This is a genomic window from Sphingorhabdus sp. (assembly GCF_044357595.1).
Classification (GTDB): domain Bacteria; phylum Pseudomonadota; class Alphaproteobacteria; order Sphingomonadales; family Sphingomonadaceae; genus Sphingorhabdus_B.
Genome location: NZ_JBIKPH010000058.1, coordinates 1 through 14,191, shown reverse-complemented (window position 1 = coordinate 14,191; position 14,191 = coordinate 1). Strand labels below are relative to the sequence as shown.

At 54.8% G+C, this 14,191-nt stretch carries 20 protein-coding genes; 10 read left to right on the top strand and 10 right to left on the bottom strand.

All coding sequences use genetic code 11. From position 1 onward, the window contains the following. Positions 1 to 64: 64 nt before the first annotated feature. The gene (locus ACIQ2T_RS07430) at positions 65 to 235 is read right to left on the bottom strand and encodes a YdcH family protein (protein WP_397590260.1); all 171 of its coding nucleotides are present in this window, start codon (positions 233 to 235) and stop codon (positions 65 to 67) included. 170 nt (positions 236 to 405) lie between these two features. Between ACIQ2T_RS07430 and ACIQ2T_RS07425 the strand changes: the two genes are divergently transcribed. Further along, positions 406 to 603 (top strand): YdcH family protein, encoded by a 198-nt coding sequence (locus ACIQ2T_RS07425; RefSeq protein ID WP_397590259.1) that lies wholly within the window; start codon positions 406 to 408, stop codon positions 601 to 603. Between the two features lie 122 nt (positions 604 to 725). Here ACIQ2T_RS07425 and ACIQ2T_RS07420 read toward each other — a convergent pair whose 3' ends face one another. Further along, positions 726 to 2,531 carry an ABC transporter transmembrane domain-containing protein gene (locus ACIQ2T_RS07420; protein WP_397590258.1) on the bottom strand — a complete coding sequence of 602 codons (1,806 nt, stop codon included), beginning with the start codon at positions 2,529 to 2,531 and terminating at the stop codon, positions 726 to 728. A gap of 147 nt (positions 2,532 to 2,678) precedes the next feature. Here ACIQ2T_RS07420 and ACIQ2T_RS07415 point away from each other — a divergent pair, with 147 nt between their 5' ends. Both ACIQ2T_RS07415 and ACIQ2T_RS07410 read left to right on the top strand, forming a co-directional pair. After that, positions 2,679 to 3,911 (top strand): polyhydroxyalkanoate depolymerase, encoded by a 1,233-nt coding sequence (locus tag ACIQ2T_RS07415; RefSeq protein ID WP_397590257.1) that lies wholly within the window; start codon positions 2,679 to 2,681, stop codon positions 3,909 to 3,911. A gap of 76 nt (positions 3,912 to 3,987) precedes the next feature. Next, a complete protein-coding gene (locus tag ACIQ2T_RS07410) occupies positions 3,988 to 4,971 on the top strand; it encodes a dipeptide epimerase (RefSeq protein WP_397590256.1) in 984 nt (327 codons plus the stop codon). A gap of 4 nt (positions 4,972 to 4,975) precedes the next feature. On the opposite strand, the gene ACIQ2T_RS07405 is transcribed toward ACIQ2T_RS07410, so the two are convergent. The 7 genes from ACIQ2T_RS07405 to ACIQ2T_RS07375 all read right to left on the bottom strand — a co-directional run bounded on the left by ACIQ2T_RS07405 (position 4,976) and on the right by ACIQ2T_RS07375 (position 9,421). Continuing rightward, positions 4,976 to 5,479 (bottom strand): pyridoxamine 5'-phosphate oxidase family protein, encoded by a 504-nt coding sequence (locus tag ACIQ2T_RS07405; RefSeq protein WP_397590255.1) that lies wholly within the window; start codon positions 5,477 to 5,479, stop codon positions 4,976 to 4,978. A gap of 83 nt (positions 5,480 to 5,562) precedes the next feature. Continuing rightward, a complete protein-coding gene (locus tag ACIQ2T_RS07400) occupies positions 5,563 to 5,856 on the bottom strand; it encodes a putative quinol monooxygenase (RefSeq protein ID WP_397585243.1) in 294 nt (97 codons plus the stop codon). Between the two features lie 21 nt (positions 5,857 to 5,877). Further along, positions 5,878 to 7,056: an acetyl-CoA C-acyltransferase gene (locus ACIQ2T_RS07395; protein WP_397590254.1), complete on the bottom strand. Its 1,179-nt coding sequence runs from the start codon at positions 7,054 to 7,056 to the stop codon at positions 5,878 to 5,880. A 24-nt stretch (positions 7,057 to 7,080) separates the two neighbouring features. Beyond that, positions 7,081 to 7,539, bottom strand: a complete 459-nt coding sequence (locus ACIQ2T_RS07390; RefSeq protein ID WP_397590253.1) for a MaoC family dehydratase — start codon at positions 7,537 to 7,539, stop codon at positions 7,081 to 7,083. A gap of 116 nt (positions 7,540 to 7,655) precedes the next feature. Next, positions 7,656 to 8,828 (bottom strand): mechanosensitive ion channel family protein, encoded by a 1,173-nt coding sequence (locus ACIQ2T_RS07385; RefSeq protein ID WP_397590252.1) that lies wholly within the window; start codon positions 8,826 to 8,828, stop codon positions 7,656 to 7,658. A gap of 93 nt (positions 8,829 to 8,921) precedes the next feature. After that, positions 8,922 to 9,227 (bottom strand): hypothetical protein, encoded by a 306-nt coding sequence (locus tag ACIQ2T_RS07380; RefSeq protein WP_397590251.1) that lies wholly within the window; start codon positions 9,225 to 9,227, stop codon positions 8,922 to 8,924. Then, positions 9,224 to 9,421 carry a hypothetical protein gene (locus ACIQ2T_RS07375; protein WP_306062424.1) on the bottom strand — a complete coding sequence of 66 codons (198 nt, stop codon included), beginning with the start codon at positions 9,419 to 9,421 and terminating at the stop codon, positions 9,224 to 9,226. Before ACIQ2T_RS07375 ends, ACIQ2T_RS07380 begins: the two co-directional genes overlap by 4 nt. Positions 9,422 to 9,538: 117 nt before the next feature. On the opposite strand from ACIQ2T_RS07375, the gene ACIQ2T_RS07370 reads away from it, so the two are divergent. Both ACIQ2T_RS07370 and ACIQ2T_RS07365 read left to right on the top strand, forming a co-directional pair. Next, complete coding sequence (locus tag ACIQ2T_RS07370) at positions 9,539 to 10,177, top strand: helix-turn-helix transcriptional regulator (RefSeq protein WP_397590250.1); 639 nt, start codon at positions 9,539 to 9,541, stop codon at positions 10,175 to 10,177. A 40-nt stretch (positions 10,178 to 10,217) separates the two neighbouring features. Then, complete coding sequence (locus ACIQ2T_RS07365; RefSeq protein WP_353208926.1) at positions 10,218 to 10,904, top strand: MBL fold metallo-hydrolase; 687 nt, start codon at positions 10,218 to 10,220, stop codon at positions 10,902 to 10,904. 1 nt (position 10,905) lies between these two features. Here the strand turns inward: ACIQ2T_RS07365 and ACIQ2T_RS07360 are convergent, their stop codons facing one another. Next, positions 10,906 to 11,301 carry an MAPEG family protein gene (locus ACIQ2T_RS07360; RefSeq protein WP_300037672.1) on the bottom strand — a complete coding sequence of 132 codons (396 nt, stop codon included), beginning with the start codon at positions 11,299 to 11,301 and terminating at the stop codon, positions 10,906 to 10,908. A 198-nt stretch (positions 11,302 to 11,499) separates the two neighbouring features. On the opposite strand from ACIQ2T_RS07360, the gene rpmF reads away from it, so the two are divergent. From rpmF to ACIQ2T_RS07335, 5 genes are all read left to right on the top strand, one after another. After that, complete coding sequence (rpmF, locus tag ACIQ2T_RS07355) at positions 11,500 to 11,676, top strand: 50S ribosomal protein L32 (protein WP_125229645.1); 177 nt, start codon at positions 11,500 to 11,502, stop codon at positions 11,674 to 11,676. A gap of 28 nt (positions 11,677 to 11,704) precedes the next feature. Next, positions 11,705 to 12,724 (top strand): phosphate acyltransferase PlsX, encoded by a 1,020-nt coding sequence (gene plsX, locus ACIQ2T_RS07350; protein WP_397590262.1) that lies wholly within the window; start codon positions 11,705 to 11,707, stop codon positions 12,722 to 12,724. Further along, positions 12,721 to 13,689, top strand: coding sequence for a beta-ketoacyl-ACP synthase III (locus ACIQ2T_RS07345; protein WP_300037666.1), 969 nt, complete (start codon positions 12,721 to 12,723; stop codon positions 13,687 to 13,689). Before plsX ends, ACIQ2T_RS07345 begins: the two co-directional genes overlap by 4 nt. A gap of 89 nt (positions 13,690 to 13,778) precedes the next feature. After that, positions 13,779 to 14,069, top strand: a complete 291-nt coding sequence (locus ACIQ2T_RS07340) for an integration host factor subunit alpha (protein WP_315471229.1) — start codon at positions 13,779 to 13,781, stop codon at positions 14,067 to 14,069. Between the two features lie 6 nt (positions 14,070 to 14,075). Continuing rightward, positions 14,076 to 14,191: MerR family transcriptional regulator (locus tag ACIQ2T_RS07335; protein WP_397590261.1), on the top strand; the 116-nt coding region annotated here is incomplete at its 3' end.

Here is a 14,191-nt window from a genome sequence, read left to right as displayed (position 1 = left end):
TCCATAAGCTGCACTTAGCAGAGACCTTAAAGGCAAGCGATACCCTGCATGAATTTATTCGTAGTCAGCCAGTTAAGGCAGACTCATGCATAAGCACATCTTTAAGATGTAATTTCTGCTTTTTCAGGCTGAGAATAATTTTGCTGTCGGGAGACGGTCTGCTCTCTTCAAGTTCCAGTTTTTGTTCGAGTGCGGCATGCTTGTTACGAAGCGCGGACAGATGATTATTATTCACATCATTCTCCTTCGGTATGAGACTCGGCAATCTGAAGGGACGAGTAAATCATGAAACCAAACACGAGTCTTCCCCAAAATGATCGTTCTAGCCCGCTACAAAACCAGATCTCGCCAAGCTGCCTGTTTTTTAACGATGACTTGTTTGCTGCACTCTGTTTAGTAGGGCGCATGAACGATGACGGTTATCAGCAGCAGCTTGAACAATTGAAGATTGAACACTGGGATCTCGACGATGCCATCCGGGCACTCACTGCGCAAACCTTGGTCGACCAACTTCAGATCGCCCGACTTAAAAAGAAAAAACTGATATTGAAAGACCGCATCATGCGCCTTGAAGACCAGTTGGTGCCCGACATTCTTGCTTAGGCCGCTGGCTGCGTGGTTACTAAATCGGAAGGCACTGCTTGCAGGCGAAATTTCTGAGGCGGAACCTGCAGAGACTCAACGGACCTTGGTCATGCGATGCGTGAACGCTTGCAGTTGCCCTTTTAAGCGTCAAATTGAAGACTAGCGAGGCGGGCGTACAAGCCGCCTGCCGCGCTTAGCGTTGCATGGTCGCCTTCTTCGACAATCCTCCCCTGATCCATGACGATAATCCGGTCAGCGGAGCGAACGGTCGCGAGCCTGTGCGCAATGACAATTGTGGTGCGCCCGACCATCAAGCGCTCGAGAGCATCCTGAACCAGTTTTTCGCTTTCGGCGTCCAGTGCGCTTGTCGCCTCATCAAGCAACAAAATAGGAGAGTCTCTCAGCAATGCGCGGGCAATCGCAAGCCGCTGCCGCTGACCACCCGAAAGCCGCGCGCCGCCTTCGCCCAAATATGTCTCCAGACCTTCGGGAAGCTCACGCAGGAAACCTGCCGCATTGGCCTTTTCTGCCGCTGCCCAAATCGCGTCGTCGCTCGCATCCCATTGACCGTAGCGCAGATTGTCGCGCGCTGAGGCTGCAAACAGCACAGTATCCTGCGGAACCAACGATATCCGCTGGCGGAATTCTGCGGGGTCTGCACTGGTCAGTACCACACCGTCAATGCGGACTGTGCCGATTTCGGGATCATAAAAGCGCTCTGCCAATTGGAATAATGTTGATTTGCCGGCGCCCGATGGCCCAACTACGGCAACGGTTTCGCCGGGCGATACTTTCAGGCTGAAATCGTCAAGTGCCGCGACCTCGGGCCGTGTAGGATAGCGGAAGCGAACATGTTGGAATTCCAATTGCCCGCGCGCGGGCGGCATAACAACTGGGTTAGCAGGGGGGGCAATCTCGGGCACTTCATTCAGTAATTCGGCCAACCGCGATGCCGCGCCCGAAGCACGGACCAAGTCACCATATACTTCGGTCAACGCCCCAAATGAACCCGCGACAAGCGCGCCATATAAGACAACCGCGAACAACGTGCCCGACGATATGACGCCTTCCTTCACTTGGTCGGTACCTTCCCAAACGAGCAAGGTGATGCCGCCAAATATCAAGGCCATTACTAGCGCAGTTAGAAAAGCCCTCAACCGAATGCGCTTTTTGGCAGCCACAAATGTGCGTTCAACGGCGTCAGAAAATCTTACGCCTTCGCGGTTTTCTTGCCCAAAGGCTTGAACAATTTTGATCGCCGCAAGCGCTTCTGAAATGATCGTCCCAACACTCGCGACATTATCCTGACTATTACGCGACGCCTTTTCCAACCGTCGTCCCAGAAATACTATCGGCAGCACGACGACCGGAATACCCGCGAGCAGCCATATCGTAAGGCTTGGCGCAAGTCCGAACAGTAACGTCACGCCGCCTATACCGATAAAAATATTCCGAAGTGCCATCGACACCGTGGTACCTACAATTTGTTCGATAATCGCCGTGTCTGCCGTCATCCGGCTAGCGATTTCGCCAGGTCGGTTTTCTTCGAAAAAACGCGGGGCCAGTCGTAGCAAATTTTGCTGCACGGCCACGCGGATATCGCCCACCACGCGTTCGCCTAACCAACTTACGAAATAAAACCGAAATGCCGTTGAAACGCCGATAATGACGACGATTCCTAGCAATAAATAGAAATAGGGTGCTGGATCCCCGCCATTTTTGACAAAGCCTTCATCGATAATGAGGCGCAAGCCATAGGGAATCGCAAGCGTTGAGGACGCAGCCGCAACAAGAGCCAAAAGGGCATAGCTAATCTGGCGCGGATATTTAATCGTGAAATGCCCGATCATCCGCAAACTGCCGAAATTGGGTTTTGGCTTTGCCGCAATGGTTTCCGCTGTTTCGGATGCGTTGAGGGTTGGCGCGTCGGTAGTTTCGATTGTCATTGGCCTCGCCTAGCAGTGCGCAGATGCAGTAACAATCCGCCATGGATCGGGTAAATGCTTTTCTTATGGTGCAATGCACAATAAATGCGTAAAGCAGCTAGCAATCGCGAATTAATTTCGCCGGCTCGAATATTTAAAGGCCTCAATATGCTGTATACTGGATACGACCTTCAACGTGGCTGGCTTGCCGGCGCAGGCTGGGTTGCGCAAAAACAGGCAGAATGGCTTAATACGCTTCCTTCGCCTTTCAATTACGGCGGCATGGCACCTGTGGCCGCTTCTGCGCTTGAGGTTTTTGCGCATTCCGTTTTACCGCGCGGAAAGCCAGCGTTCGGATTGAATGAAGTTATAATCGACGGCAAGAACTTGGTGGTTCAGGAAGAAAATCTTGCGCGCAAGCCATTCGGCCAGTTGAAGCGTTTCGTCTACGAAGGCAGCAGCAAAAAGCCACGGCTGCTCATCTGCGCACCGATGTCCGGGCATTTTGCAACGCTTTTGCGCGGCACAGTCGAGCGCATGATGATCGCGCATGATGTCTACATTACCGACTGGAAAGACGCCCGCGAAGTTCCGTTGACCGGTGGTGGCTTCGACCTTGAAACCTACATTGACTATCTCATTGAGTGGCTCGAATTTCTCGGCCCCGATGCAGGCGGTCGCGGTGCGCACATGCTCGCGGTCTGCCAGCCATCGGTTCCTGCTTACGCAGCCGCAGCCGTTATGGCCGCAAAGCAGCACCCGCTGCGTCCACGCACGCTGACGATGATGGGTGGTCCAATCGATACGCGTGAAGCGCCGACCGCGGTGAACAACCACGCAACGCAGCGGCCACATGCATGGTTCGTGCAAAATGTGATTGCGACTGTCCCGTCATATTACAAGGGTTCAGGCCGCCGTGTGTACCCCGGGTTTCTGCAGCTTTCGGGATTCATGTCGATGAACCTTGGCAACCACATGATGAGCCATTGGTCCATGTTCTCCGACCTTGTCAAAGGCGACGGCGAAAGTGCGGATCGGCAAAAGGAATTTTACAACGAATATCGCGCAGTGTGCGACATGACGGCGGAATTCTATCTGCAAACCGTTGATACCGTGTTCCAACGCCATTTGTTGCCCAAGGGCGAATTCAACTATCGCGGTCAGCTGGTCGATCCAGCCGCCATTAGCGATATTGGTTTGCTCGCGATTGAGGGTGAGCGTGATGACATTAGCGGTTTGGGCCAGACGAAGGCAGCATTGAACATCGCAACTGGCTCGCCTGCGGCGTTTAAGAAATATCATATGGCGCCTGAAGTTGGGCATTACGGCATTTTCAACGGCAGCAAATGGCGCGAAACAATTGCGCCAGTCGTCGAAAACTGGATATCCAGCCACAATTGAGCGGCGAAATGTCCTGCGCAATTTGGACCTGCTTATTAGCGTTTTGCGTAGTACCGATTTCTGCGGGTTTTCGGCGATGACCTTGCATATTACAGCCACTATCGAACGCTGGCCGGTGGATGGCCATTTCACCATCGCGCGCGGGGCGAAGCAATGTGTCGACCTGTTGGTCGTCGCCGTCAGTGACGGCACGCGCATCGGTTATGGCGAAGGCACCGCGATTTATTACCAAGGCGAAACAGCCGAAAAATGCTTGGGGCAGGTCGAGCGCTTCAGTGACGAACTTGGGGGCCACCCTGTCCCAATTGCGCGTGAGATATTGCAATCTATCTTGCCGCCCGGCGCTGCGCGCAATGCGCTTGATTGTGCGCTTTGGGATTTGGAGGCCAAGCAAGCCGGGGTCGCGCTTTGGGCATTGGTTGGCATGGCAACACGTCCGCTACCTTTGCAAACCGCCTTCACCATATCTCTGGGTGCGCCTGAGGCGATGCATGCCGATGCCCGCAGCGCGGCGGACAAAGGCTATGGCTTGCTCAAACTTAAATTGAACGGAGAAGCCGACCGCGACCGTGTGGCTGCGGTTCGGGCAGGGGCTCCAAACGCGCAAATCATCGTCGATGTGAATGAAAGCTGGGGCGGAATAGATATCGCTGCTGAAGCTGAGGCGCTCAAAAATCTTGGCGTTGCAATGATCGAGCAGCCATTGCCCGCAGGACGCGATGCCGCGCTTGCAGATATATCATCCTCTCTGCCCATTTTCGCCGATGAAAGCTGCCATATCGCGCCGGATGTTGCGCGACTGCGCGGCTTATATCAGGGCGTGAATATCAAGCTGGATAAGGCGGGCGGTCTGACCGAGGCTCTCGCGCTCCGTAGGGCTGCTGAGAACGCAAAGATGCAGGTCATGGTCGGGTGTATGCTGTCGACCAGCCTTGCCATCCAGCCGGCGTTTCTGGTCGCCCAAAAGGCTGAATGGGTTGACCTGGACGGGCCAGCCTTGCTCCTAAACGATAGGCCGGACGGCTTTGTTTTTGCAAACGGATGCCTGTCTCCGGCCTAAGAGCTTACAAGATAACCTTTGCCACCTTGTCTTTAGACTCCTGTTTCGGATTGATACCCATCAGCATCTTGATGCCCGCGACTATGCTCGACGCATCTATCCAGATTTCGGCGTTTTCGGGATCAAGCCGGATCAGCGCAACGTCGGGGTCGTCTTTTCCGCCTTCATACCAAGCGGCAACGAAGCGGTTCCACAAACGGTCAATGGTTGCCTGGTCGGTTGATTGGGAGAGCTTGCCGTGTACGGCGGCCCAGATATCATGCCCCTTTGACGCGAAATGCGCCATGGCGCGGCCGCCGGAACCAATGTGTTGATATAGCTCACTTGAGCGGGATGTGAAAAACCAGATTGGGCCTTCATATTGGCCATCTTGGAAACCATCGTCATCCAATTGCGCGGTCATTGGACGTGCATGGCCATCTTCGCCCTCGGCCAGCCCCAAGAACATCGTCCTGTCCGACTTTAGGGACTTCCAGAATTTTGCTTTGATTTCGGTATCGCTCGCCATTGTGTCACTCCTTATGGAAGTGAGGGTAACAAGCGATACCGATTGGTGTTCCAGTCTGAAGTCGACTTAATGCCCCAATGGCGTTAAACTGCGTCGAGATACTCAATGTCGGGTGCGCCCGCGAGGCAGGGACCAAGCTTTGGTCCTGCGGCTTTGAAATAGTCGCTGGCACCATGCGCAGTGAGCGCGTCTTGATCGACATATTGCTCAAGCACTTTGTAAACCTGCGGGTTCGACCGTGACCGGGTCAACGCATAAAATACGTTCCCCGGTTCATTGGCCCGAACGGCCGCAGCGAGTTCGGCAAAAACAGCCTCAAAATCTTCGTTCTTGCCTTCTGCGACGGTAAGGGTCGCGATAACGCCAATAGCTGCCATGCGGCTGCTCCTTAAATATAATTAAAAGATTTCGAACAGGCCGGCTGCACCCATGCCACCGCCAACGCACATGGTGACAACACCATATTTCGCACCGCGACGCTTGCCTTCGATCAAAGCGTGGCCGGTGCAACGTGCGCCAGTCATGCCATAAGGATGTCCAACCGAAATCGATCCGCCGTTGACGTTCAAAAGCTCGTTTGGAATGCCCAATTTGTCGCGGCAGTAAAGGACTTGCACCGCGAACGCTTCGTTCAGTTCCCAGATGCCGATATCGTCCATCTTCAGGCCAAAACGCTGCAGCAATTTGGGAATGGCGAACACGGGACCAATGCCCATTTCATCAGGCTCAGTGCCTGCAACTGCCATGCCGACATAACGGCCAAGTGGGGTCAGCCCCTTTTTCTCGGCCAGCTTGGTTTCCATCAGGATGGATGCCGACGAACCGTCGGACAGCTGGCTTGCGTTGCCGGCAGTGATGGTCATGTCCGGGCCAAGGACCGGCTGAAGCGCCTGCAGACCCGAAAGTTGGGTATCCGCACGATTGCCTTCGTCCTTTGCGATCGTCACTTCCTTCTGGCTGACTTCGCCCGTTTCCTTGTTCACGACGTTCATCATCGTGGTTACAGGAACGATTTCCGCATCAAAATAGCCAGCAGCTTGCGCCGCGGCAGTGCGTTGCTGCGATTGCAGGGCATATTCGTCCATGGCGTCGCGGCCAATATTGTAACGCTTCGCTACGACTTCGGCAGTCTGCAGCATCGGCATGTAAATCGAATTGTGCATTTCTACCAATTCGCGGTCAGGCTGAACGCGCATTTCCTTGGTTTGCACCAACGAAATCGATTCTTGTCCGCCAGCGGCCATGACATCGACATTGTCGACGATGATATGCTTTGCAGCCGTAGCAATCGACATCAAGCCCGACGAACATTGGCGGTCCATCGTCATGCCAGATACAGAAACGGGCAAACCAGCGCGCAGCGCAACTTGGCGGGCAAGATTACCGCCTTGCGTGCCCTGCTGAAGCGCGGAGCCCCAGAGCACGTCGTCGATTTCGCCGCCTTCGATGCCGGCGCGCTCAACAGCAGCTTTTAGCGAATAGCTGCCGAGCGTTGGCCCGAGCGTTGCGTTAAACCCGCCGCGATAGGCTTTGCCGATGGCGGTACGGGCGGTGGATACGATTACTGCGTCACGCATGGGAGTAGTTCCTTGAAGTAAAAATTATACGAAAAACTGGCTGATCCATTCAGCCTGAAGTGCTGGCTTTTCCTCGCCCTCAATCTCAACGGTGAATTCAAGCGTTTGTTGCCATTGGCCAGCGCGCTTTTCAACAAGCTCAAGCAGCTTGAAATGGCCGCGCACGCGTTTGCCCGAACGGACAGGGGCGAGAAAACGTGTTTTGTTGCCGCCATAATTGACGCCCATTTTCACGCCTGCAACCTTGGGGCAATCGGACTTGGCGCTCATCACGGGGAAAAGCGACAAGGTTAGAAAACCGTGGGCGATCGTGCCGCCAAATGGCGTTTGCTTGGCCATTTCTTCGTTGATGTGAATGAACTGATGATCGCCGGTGGCATCAGCGAACTTGTTGATCATGTCCTGATCAACCAAAATCCACTCCGAGACGCCAATATTCTGGCCAACTTTCGTCGCGAATTCGGCGGGTGTAATTGCGGTCATATAGTCTCTCCTGCATCTTAATTTGTTAGCATCGTGGCGGTTTCAAACGCGCAATACAAGCCCTGCCTGTTTGCCGTTACGGCATTCTGGCGGCCCTTCATCCCATAAGCTGCGAATCAGCTTTTGGAAGACGCTTTTGTCGGCCCTGATGGCGCGGCATATGGCATCACCATCTCGCCACCGGGCGCGGCTGTAAACGTCGTCTGGGTGGGATAGGCAAAGGATATCCCCTCGCGGGCAAAGCTCTCGATGATCGCGATGCCGACATCATGGCGGGCCTGAAACATCTGTTCGACATCATCGCTCTCAATATCGAACACCAGATGGAAATCGAGCGAACTTGCGGCAAAATTGTTGAACCCTGCGCGGATGAATTGCGCGCCGTTCGCTTCAACTGCCGCGCGCAAAATCTCTGGCACGCGTCGCGCTAGGGCAGGGGGCGTTTGATACACAAGCGTCAGAACAAACGTCACGCGCCGGTATAAAGTCAGCGTGTTGTTGGTAATTTCCTTTTCCAGCAATTTGCTGTTTGAAATAATCTTTTCTTCACCCGTCAGCGCGCGCAGCCTTGTGCTTTTCATGCCGATGACTTCAACGCGCGCGGTTGTGTTGTCATACGACACGGTATCACCGCGCCGGAATGGCTTGTCGAAAATGATCGAGATCGCGGCGAACAGGTCGGAGAATATGCCCTGAGCCGCAAGACCAATGGCAATACCGCCAACGCCAAGGCCCGCAACCAGGCCAGTGACATTGACGCCCAAATTGTCGAGCACCACGATGGCCGCGACGGCAAACAAGACAAAGCTGACCAGCAAGCGGATCAAGACCATCGCGCTTTGCAGCGTGTCGTTTTCATGCAAGCCTTCGCCAGCGCGCCGCTCGATCAACCCCAAGATGATTTCACGCAGCCAGATCGCGACTTGCACGACGATGGCGATCGTGAACAATATATCGATAAAATGGGTCAGTGCGGCTGGCGCGCTGGCGATCTGGTTCACCAGCTCAATCGAAACCATGACACGGAAAAATTTGCTGGTCCGCGCAAGTGTCCGTGCGATGATGGATTTCAAATGCGCCCGGTGCTCGCTCTCCCGCGCGATTTTCGACGCGATCCGTTTCAGCCAGCTGAGCGTAAGAAAGACGATGACGGCCGCAGTGATGGCAATGCCAAGTTCGACAGAGTTGCTGTGCACCCAAAGCGTCAGCGCCTCCCAATAAGCTTGGAGGCGTGGGCCAATGGATTCGGTTTCAATGCGCGGCAGGGCGGATGCGTGTTGTGCAGTCATGCCCCTTGTTTACGGTCGATGACGACAGTGCACAAGTTCTGCAGTGCGTAGCGGGTGTTATGGGTGTTTGCACCGCATGACTATCAACATGCTTTAGTCATCCAGCAGCAGTGCATCGATTATCAAGCAGTGCGCACCATCGGCAACGACCGCCTGTGTTAAGGCTATGTCGGCGACGATGTGACCGGGCACATGAAATTCATGTTCTGACAATATGGCCGAGAGCTTGCTTACAAAATCCTGCGTTGTTGGATGGGCAACCTGCATCGACAGGCATATTTGCGCCCCAGAGAAGGTAAGGCTGTGCCACGGGCGTTCATGAATGACCCCGATATCGGCAGCGGGAGCGAACGTCCGCAACGCGCGCAGTAAGGCACCTGAACCTGCGCGCCCAATCATGTTGGGTGCCGATCGGTTTGGTTGCCATAATTGGACATGAACTGCCGCAATCTCGATTCCATTTCGGGCCGAATTTCGCGCCCCATGCGCATGTCCAGCACAAGCCGCGGGTCGCCCGCCGCCAAGCGCCCGAATTTTGTGGGTGGCAGTTCCTGATCCTTTAAAAACCGTTCAATCTGGCGTGTGATATGCATGCTACCTCCTGCGTCATTGACTCGGATGGGCTTGCCCGAATCAGTAAGAACAAATATAGAACAAAGTTGATAGGATAAATCCTACATGTCTAGGAAATTTCCAATTAAACCAGAGGGATGATCATGGAGGAAGAACCCAGAACAGTTTTAGAGCGCCTGATTGCGCAGAATGGCGATGATTTCGCGGGCCTGTCCAAGCTCATCGGACGAAATCCAACATATATTCAGCAGTTTATAAAACGCGGCTCCCCGAAAAAATTGCCTGAGGTGGAGCGTGGCATATTGGCGCGCTATTTCGGCGTCGCAGAAAATATACTGGGCGGACCGCCGGTGAATGGGGCCAAAACGGGCATTCGCCTTATCCCAAAACTTGCGGTTGGCGCGTCGGCCGGTCCGGGGGCCATTCCTGATCATGAAACGCTTGCCGGCAAGATTGGTTTTGATGAAAAATGGCTACGCAAGCAGGGGCTGGACCCATCCAAGCTCTCGCTTATTCAAGTGGATGGCGATTCGATGTCGCCAACGCTGAATCACGGCGACGATATCATGGTCGACAACCGTGTTGCAGGGGCGATGCGCGATGGCATCCACGTTATCCGGCTGGACGATGTGCTGATGGTCAAACGGCTTGCCAGCGGCCCTGAACGGCGGCTGTCAGTGCTGTCTGATAATCCGGCCTATCCGGGGTGGCCAGATGTCGATGGCGCTGCCGTCACTATCATTGGCAGGGTTGTATGGGCGGGGCGGCGGCTCTGAAGGCTTGCCTCTGTCGCACTTGTCCGCCACATAAGCGGGCATGTCGCATGTCACATCCACGCCCGCCAAAGCGCCGCCGCTCAAGGCCGCGATCATCCCCGTCACGCCGCTGCAGCAAAACTGCACGCTTTTTTGGTGTACCGAAACCAATAAGGGCGCCTTGGTCGACCCCGGCGGTGATCTCGACAAGTTGAAAGCAGCCGTCGCGCAAACGGGCGTTCAACTTGAAAAATTATTGGTGACGCATGGCCATCTCGACCATTGCGGGCAAGCCGGAATGCTCGCCCAGGAATTGGGCTTGAAAATCGAAGGCCCGCATGAGGACGACCGTTTCTGGATTGAGAAGTTGGACGATGACGGCGCGCGCTATGGCATGGAAGCGCATAGTTTTGAGCCCGACCGCTGGCTGGTTGACGGCGACACCGTGACTGTCGGCAATCTAACGCTCGACGTTATTCATTGCCCCGGTCACACGCCCGGACATATCATTTTCCATCACGGACCCAGTCGCCTTGCGATTGTCGGCGATGTCTTGTTCCAAGGGTCGATTGGCCGCACAGATTTTCCGCGCGGCAATCACGCCGATCTGATTAATGCGATCACGACGAAATTATGGCCGTTGGGCGATGACGTGACTTTCATCCCCGGTCACGGCCCCACTAGCCAGTTTGGTTACGAGCGCCAGCACAACGCCTTTGTGGCAGACGATGTGCTGGCCGCGCGATAACTCAAAGAGCGGTGTAGACGCTCCACAGGGCCCAGCCGGCTAGACCAAGCAAACTGACCATCGTTGTCAGCGTGCCGACCATCCGGCCCTTGCCAAGCGATCCGCCATCCATGCCCAAGCCATGGGCGAGACGACCGATGATGTAAGCGATGCCAAGGCCCCACAGCCAGTTATTCGTTCCGCTGGTCGCCTCAAGCGCGGCAATCAGAACCAAGACGAAAGGTGCGCTCTCGACGAAATTTGCGTGCGCCCGCATCCGGCGGATGACAAATTCATTGCCGCCATCGCCAATCGAGACGCTCTCTTTTGTGCGTGCCTGGCCGCAACGGATCATCAGCCAGATATTCACTAACGCTGCTCCTGCGGCGATTGTAAGGGTAACGGGTAAACTCAACATATATTCTCTCCCTGTTTGTGCTGGCGTGCTTAACTGCTATCTCTCGGCTTGCAAAGCACCGAAAAACAAGTATAGCGCGCCGCTCACACAGACATGTGCGGATGAATGAGGCTGATTCTGGCGATTGCTTGCCACGACCATCTCTTTCGCCTAGCATGGCATAGAACTTATTGACTTTGAAATGGAACAGGTGCCGAAATGGCTGTCCCCAAAAGAAAAACATCTCCTTCGAAGCGCGGCATGCGCCGCAGCCATGATTCGCTCAAAGTTGCTGCGTATCAAGAATGCGCCAATTGTGGTGAACTGAAGCGGCCGCACCATTTGTGCGATGCTTGTGGTCATTATAATGGCCGCGAAGTGGTGGCAGTCGCCTAATCCTTTTACAGGAGAATAGCTGGTGTCAATGAAACCGCGTATCGCCATTGACGCGATGGGCGGCGATGAAGGCGTTCCTGTGATGATCGCAGGCGCGGCCTTGGCACGTCACCGGCACGACAGCTTTGAGTTCCTGCTGGTAGGCGACGAGACGCAGATTAAGTCCGCGCTCGACAAGCATCCCAATCTGCGCGCGGCTTCCGAAATCCTGCACAGCGATATTGTCGTCACCCCTGACGACAAGGTCAGTGCTGCCTTACGCAAGGCAAAGACCAGCTCAATGGGCATGGCAATTAACGCCGTGAAATCTGGCGATGCCAGTGCGGCTGTCAGCGGCGGCAATACCGGTGCGTTAATGGCAACTGCCAAGCTTGCCCTGCGCACCATGCCCGGTATCGACCGGCCAGCGCTTTCCGCTTTGCTGCCGACACTGGAAGACACCGATGTGGTGATGCTCGATCTGGGCGCGAACACCGAGTGTGAAGCCAAAAATCTTGTGCAGTTCGCTATCATGGGCGCCGCATATTCGCGTATCATTTTTGGATTTGATCGTCCGCGTGTCCGGTTGTTGAATATCGGGACCGAGGAAATGAAGGGTACAGAATCGCTTCGTGATGCGGCCCAGCACCTGCGTGATGCCACTGGGTTGCATATGGATTTCCAAGGTTTTGTTGAGGCTGACAAGATCAACCGCGGTGAATGTGATGTTGTCGTGTGCGATGGCTTCACCGGCAATATCGCGTTGAAATCTATTGAGGGCACCGCGCGCTTTGTAACAGACCTTTTGCGCCGGGCATTCACCAGCTCTATCAGGTCCAAATTCGGGTTCCTTGTGTCGCGACCAGCGACAGAGTTGCTGCGGCATCATCTTGACCCCAACAACCATAATGGCGCGGTTTTCATGGGTTTGAATGGTGTCGTCGTAAAAAGTCATGGCAGCGCGAATATCAAAGGTGTGGCGCATGCAGTCGAGGTCGCGGCCCGGCTCGTTGAAGAGGATATCACGGCACGTATCACGCAAGATCTGGCGCGGGTGCAGGCGGGGTGACTGAAGTCGCTCTTCGCGCCGTTATAAAGGGCACTGGGTCGGCGCTTCCACGCAACCGCGTGTCTAACGCCGATCTTGCGGCGAAGGTTGATACCACTGACGAATGGATCACCGAGCGCACGGGCATAAAGTTCCGGCATATTGCAGAGCCCGATGAAACGACATCCACGCTCGCTACGCAGGCTGCGCGCAATGCGCTTGATGCCGCCGGCATGCAGGCAAGCGACATTGATCTCATCATCCTTGCGACCGCAACGCCGGATCAGACCTTCCCTGCATCTGCGACACTGGTGCAGCACGCGCTTGGCTGCAATGGCGGCGTTGCCTTTGACGTGGCGGCGGTTTGCTCTGGCTTTCTATACGCCTTTTCAGTCGCCGAAAGCATGATCCGCGCGGGATCCGCAACCAATGCATTGGTCATCGGCGCGGAAACTTTCAGCCGGATCCTTGATTGGGAAGACCGCACGACCTGTGTGCTGTTCGGTGATGGTGCTGGCGCCGTTGTCTTATCGGGCGAAGTTGGCATTCGCGGCGCGCTGGCGACGAAATTGCATGCCGATGGCCAACATAATGAATTGTTATATGTTGATGGCGGCCCGTCCACCACGGGCACTGTCGGCAAATTGCGGATGAAGGGACGGGAAGTTTTCCGTCACGCCGTAACCAATCTTACCAGTGTTCTTCATGAGGTTCTGGCATCCACCGACCTCACCGCGGAGGATATAGACTGGGTCGTGCCCCATCAGGCAAATGCCCGGATCATAGAGGCAACGGCCAAGAAACTTGCACTTGATCCAAGCAAAGTGGTTATGACTGTCGACCAGCATGCAAACACATCTGCGGCGTCTGTTCCTCTCGCTCTGGATGTCGCTGTGCGCGACGGACGGATCAAACAGGGTGACATAATCGTTATTGAAGCCATGGGTGGCGGGTTTACATGGGGGGCGTCAATCGTCCGAATGTAGCAAGTTTTACCATATGGTGGTTTTACAATTATGAATTTTATTGTAAGCGAACGCCAGATCCATCAGAAGTCGTAGGTCCGGAGACGAAAATGGTTGATACAGGTACTTTAACTCGCGCCGATTTGGCCGAGATGCTTAACCGTCAGATAGGTTTGTCGCGTGCAGATTCCGCCGCGATGATTGAGTCCATACTTGATCATATGACCGCTGCATTGCTAGGCGGTGACAATGTTAAAATTTCTGGTTTCGGAACCTTTGTTCTTCGGGACAAGGGGCAGCGCATTGGACGCAACCCGAAAACCGGTGTTGAAGTGCCAATCACGCCGCGCAGAGTGCTTACATTTCGGGCCAGCCAAGGCATGCGACAAAAGGTAAAATAACAGTCTATGCGCGAAAAATCGGCCGACGCCTTTCGAACAATTGGTGAAATGGCAGAGGCCTTGGGCGTTCGCACGCATATATTGCGGTATTGGGAAGAGCAGTTTCCGATGCTGAAGCCGCT

What these genes read in the sequence shown, in the direction of transcription:
- ACIQ2T_RS07375 (WP_306062424.1), bottom strand. Translation starts at nt 9,421, where the DNA reads ATGCATATCACACGCCAGATTGAACGGTTTTTAAAGGATCAGGAACTG.
- ACIQ2T_RS07410 (WP_397590256.1), top strand. Translation starts at nt 3,988, where the DNA reads ATGACCTTGCATATTACAGCCACTATCGAACGCTGGCCGGTGGATGGC.
- rpmF (WP_125229645.1), top strand. Translation starts at nt 11,500, where the DNA reads ATGGCTGTCCCCAAAAGAAAAACATCTCCTTCGAAGCGCGGCATGCGC.
- ACIQ2T_RS07360 (WP_300037672.1), bottom strand. Translation starts at nt 11,301, where the DNA reads ATGTTGAGTTTACCCGTTACCCTTACAATCGCCGCAGGAGCAGCGTTA.
- ACIQ2T_RS07370 (WP_397590250.1), top strand. Translation starts at nt 9,539, where the DNA reads ATGATCATGGAGGAAGAACCCAGAACAGTTTTAGAGCGCCTGATTGCG.
- ACIQ2T_RS07415 (WP_397590257.1), top strand. Translation starts at nt 2,679, where the DNA reads ATGCTGTATACTGGATACGACCTTCAACGTGGCTGGCTTGCCGGCGCA.
- ACIQ2T_RS07405 (WP_397590255.1), bottom strand. Translation starts at nt 5,479, where the DNA reads ATGGCGAGCGATACCGAAATCAAAGCAAAATTCTGGAAGTCCCTAAAG.
- ACIQ2T_RS07390 (WP_397590253.1), bottom strand. Translation starts at nt 7,539, where the DNA reads ATGACCGCAATTACACCCGCCGAATTCGCGACGAAAGTTGGCCAGAAT.
- ACIQ2T_RS07385 (WP_397590252.1), bottom strand. Translation starts at nt 8,828, where the DNA reads ATGACTGCACAACACGCATCCGCCCTGCCGCGCATTGAAACCGAATCC.
- ACIQ2T_RS07340 (WP_315471229.1), top strand. Translation starts at nt 13,779, where the DNA reads ATGGTTGATACAGGTACTTTAACTCGCGCCGATTTGGCCGAGATGCTT.
- ACIQ2T_RS07380 (WP_397590251.1), bottom strand. Translation starts at nt 9,227, where the DNA reads ATGATTGGGCGCGCAGGTTCAGGTGCCTTACTGCGCGCGTTGCGGACG.
- ACIQ2T_RS07420 (WP_397590258.1), bottom strand. Translation starts at nt 2,531, where the DNA reads ATGACAATCGAAACTACCGACGCGCCAACCCTCAACGCATCCGAAACA.
- ACIQ2T_RS07365 (WP_353208926.1), top strand. Translation starts at nt 10,218, where the DNA reads ATGTCGCATGTCACATCCACGCCCGCCAAAGCGCCGCCGCTCAAGGCC.
- ACIQ2T_RS07395 (WP_397590254.1), bottom strand. Translation starts at nt 7,056, where the DNA reads ATGCGTGACGCAGTAATCGTATCCACCGCCCGTACCGCCATCGGCAAA.
- ACIQ2T_RS07400 (WP_397585243.1), bottom strand. Translation starts at nt 5,856, where the DNA reads ATGGCAGCTATTGGCGTTATCGCGACCCTTACCGTCGCAGAAGGCAAG.
- plsX (WP_397590262.1), top strand. Translation starts at nt 11,705, where the DNA reads ATGAAACCGCGTATCGCCATTGACGCGATGGGCGGCGATGAAGGCGTT.
- ACIQ2T_RS07425 (WP_397590259.1), top strand. Translation starts at nt 406, where the DNA reads ATGAACGATGACGGTTATCAGCAGCAGCTTGAACAATTGAAGATTGAA.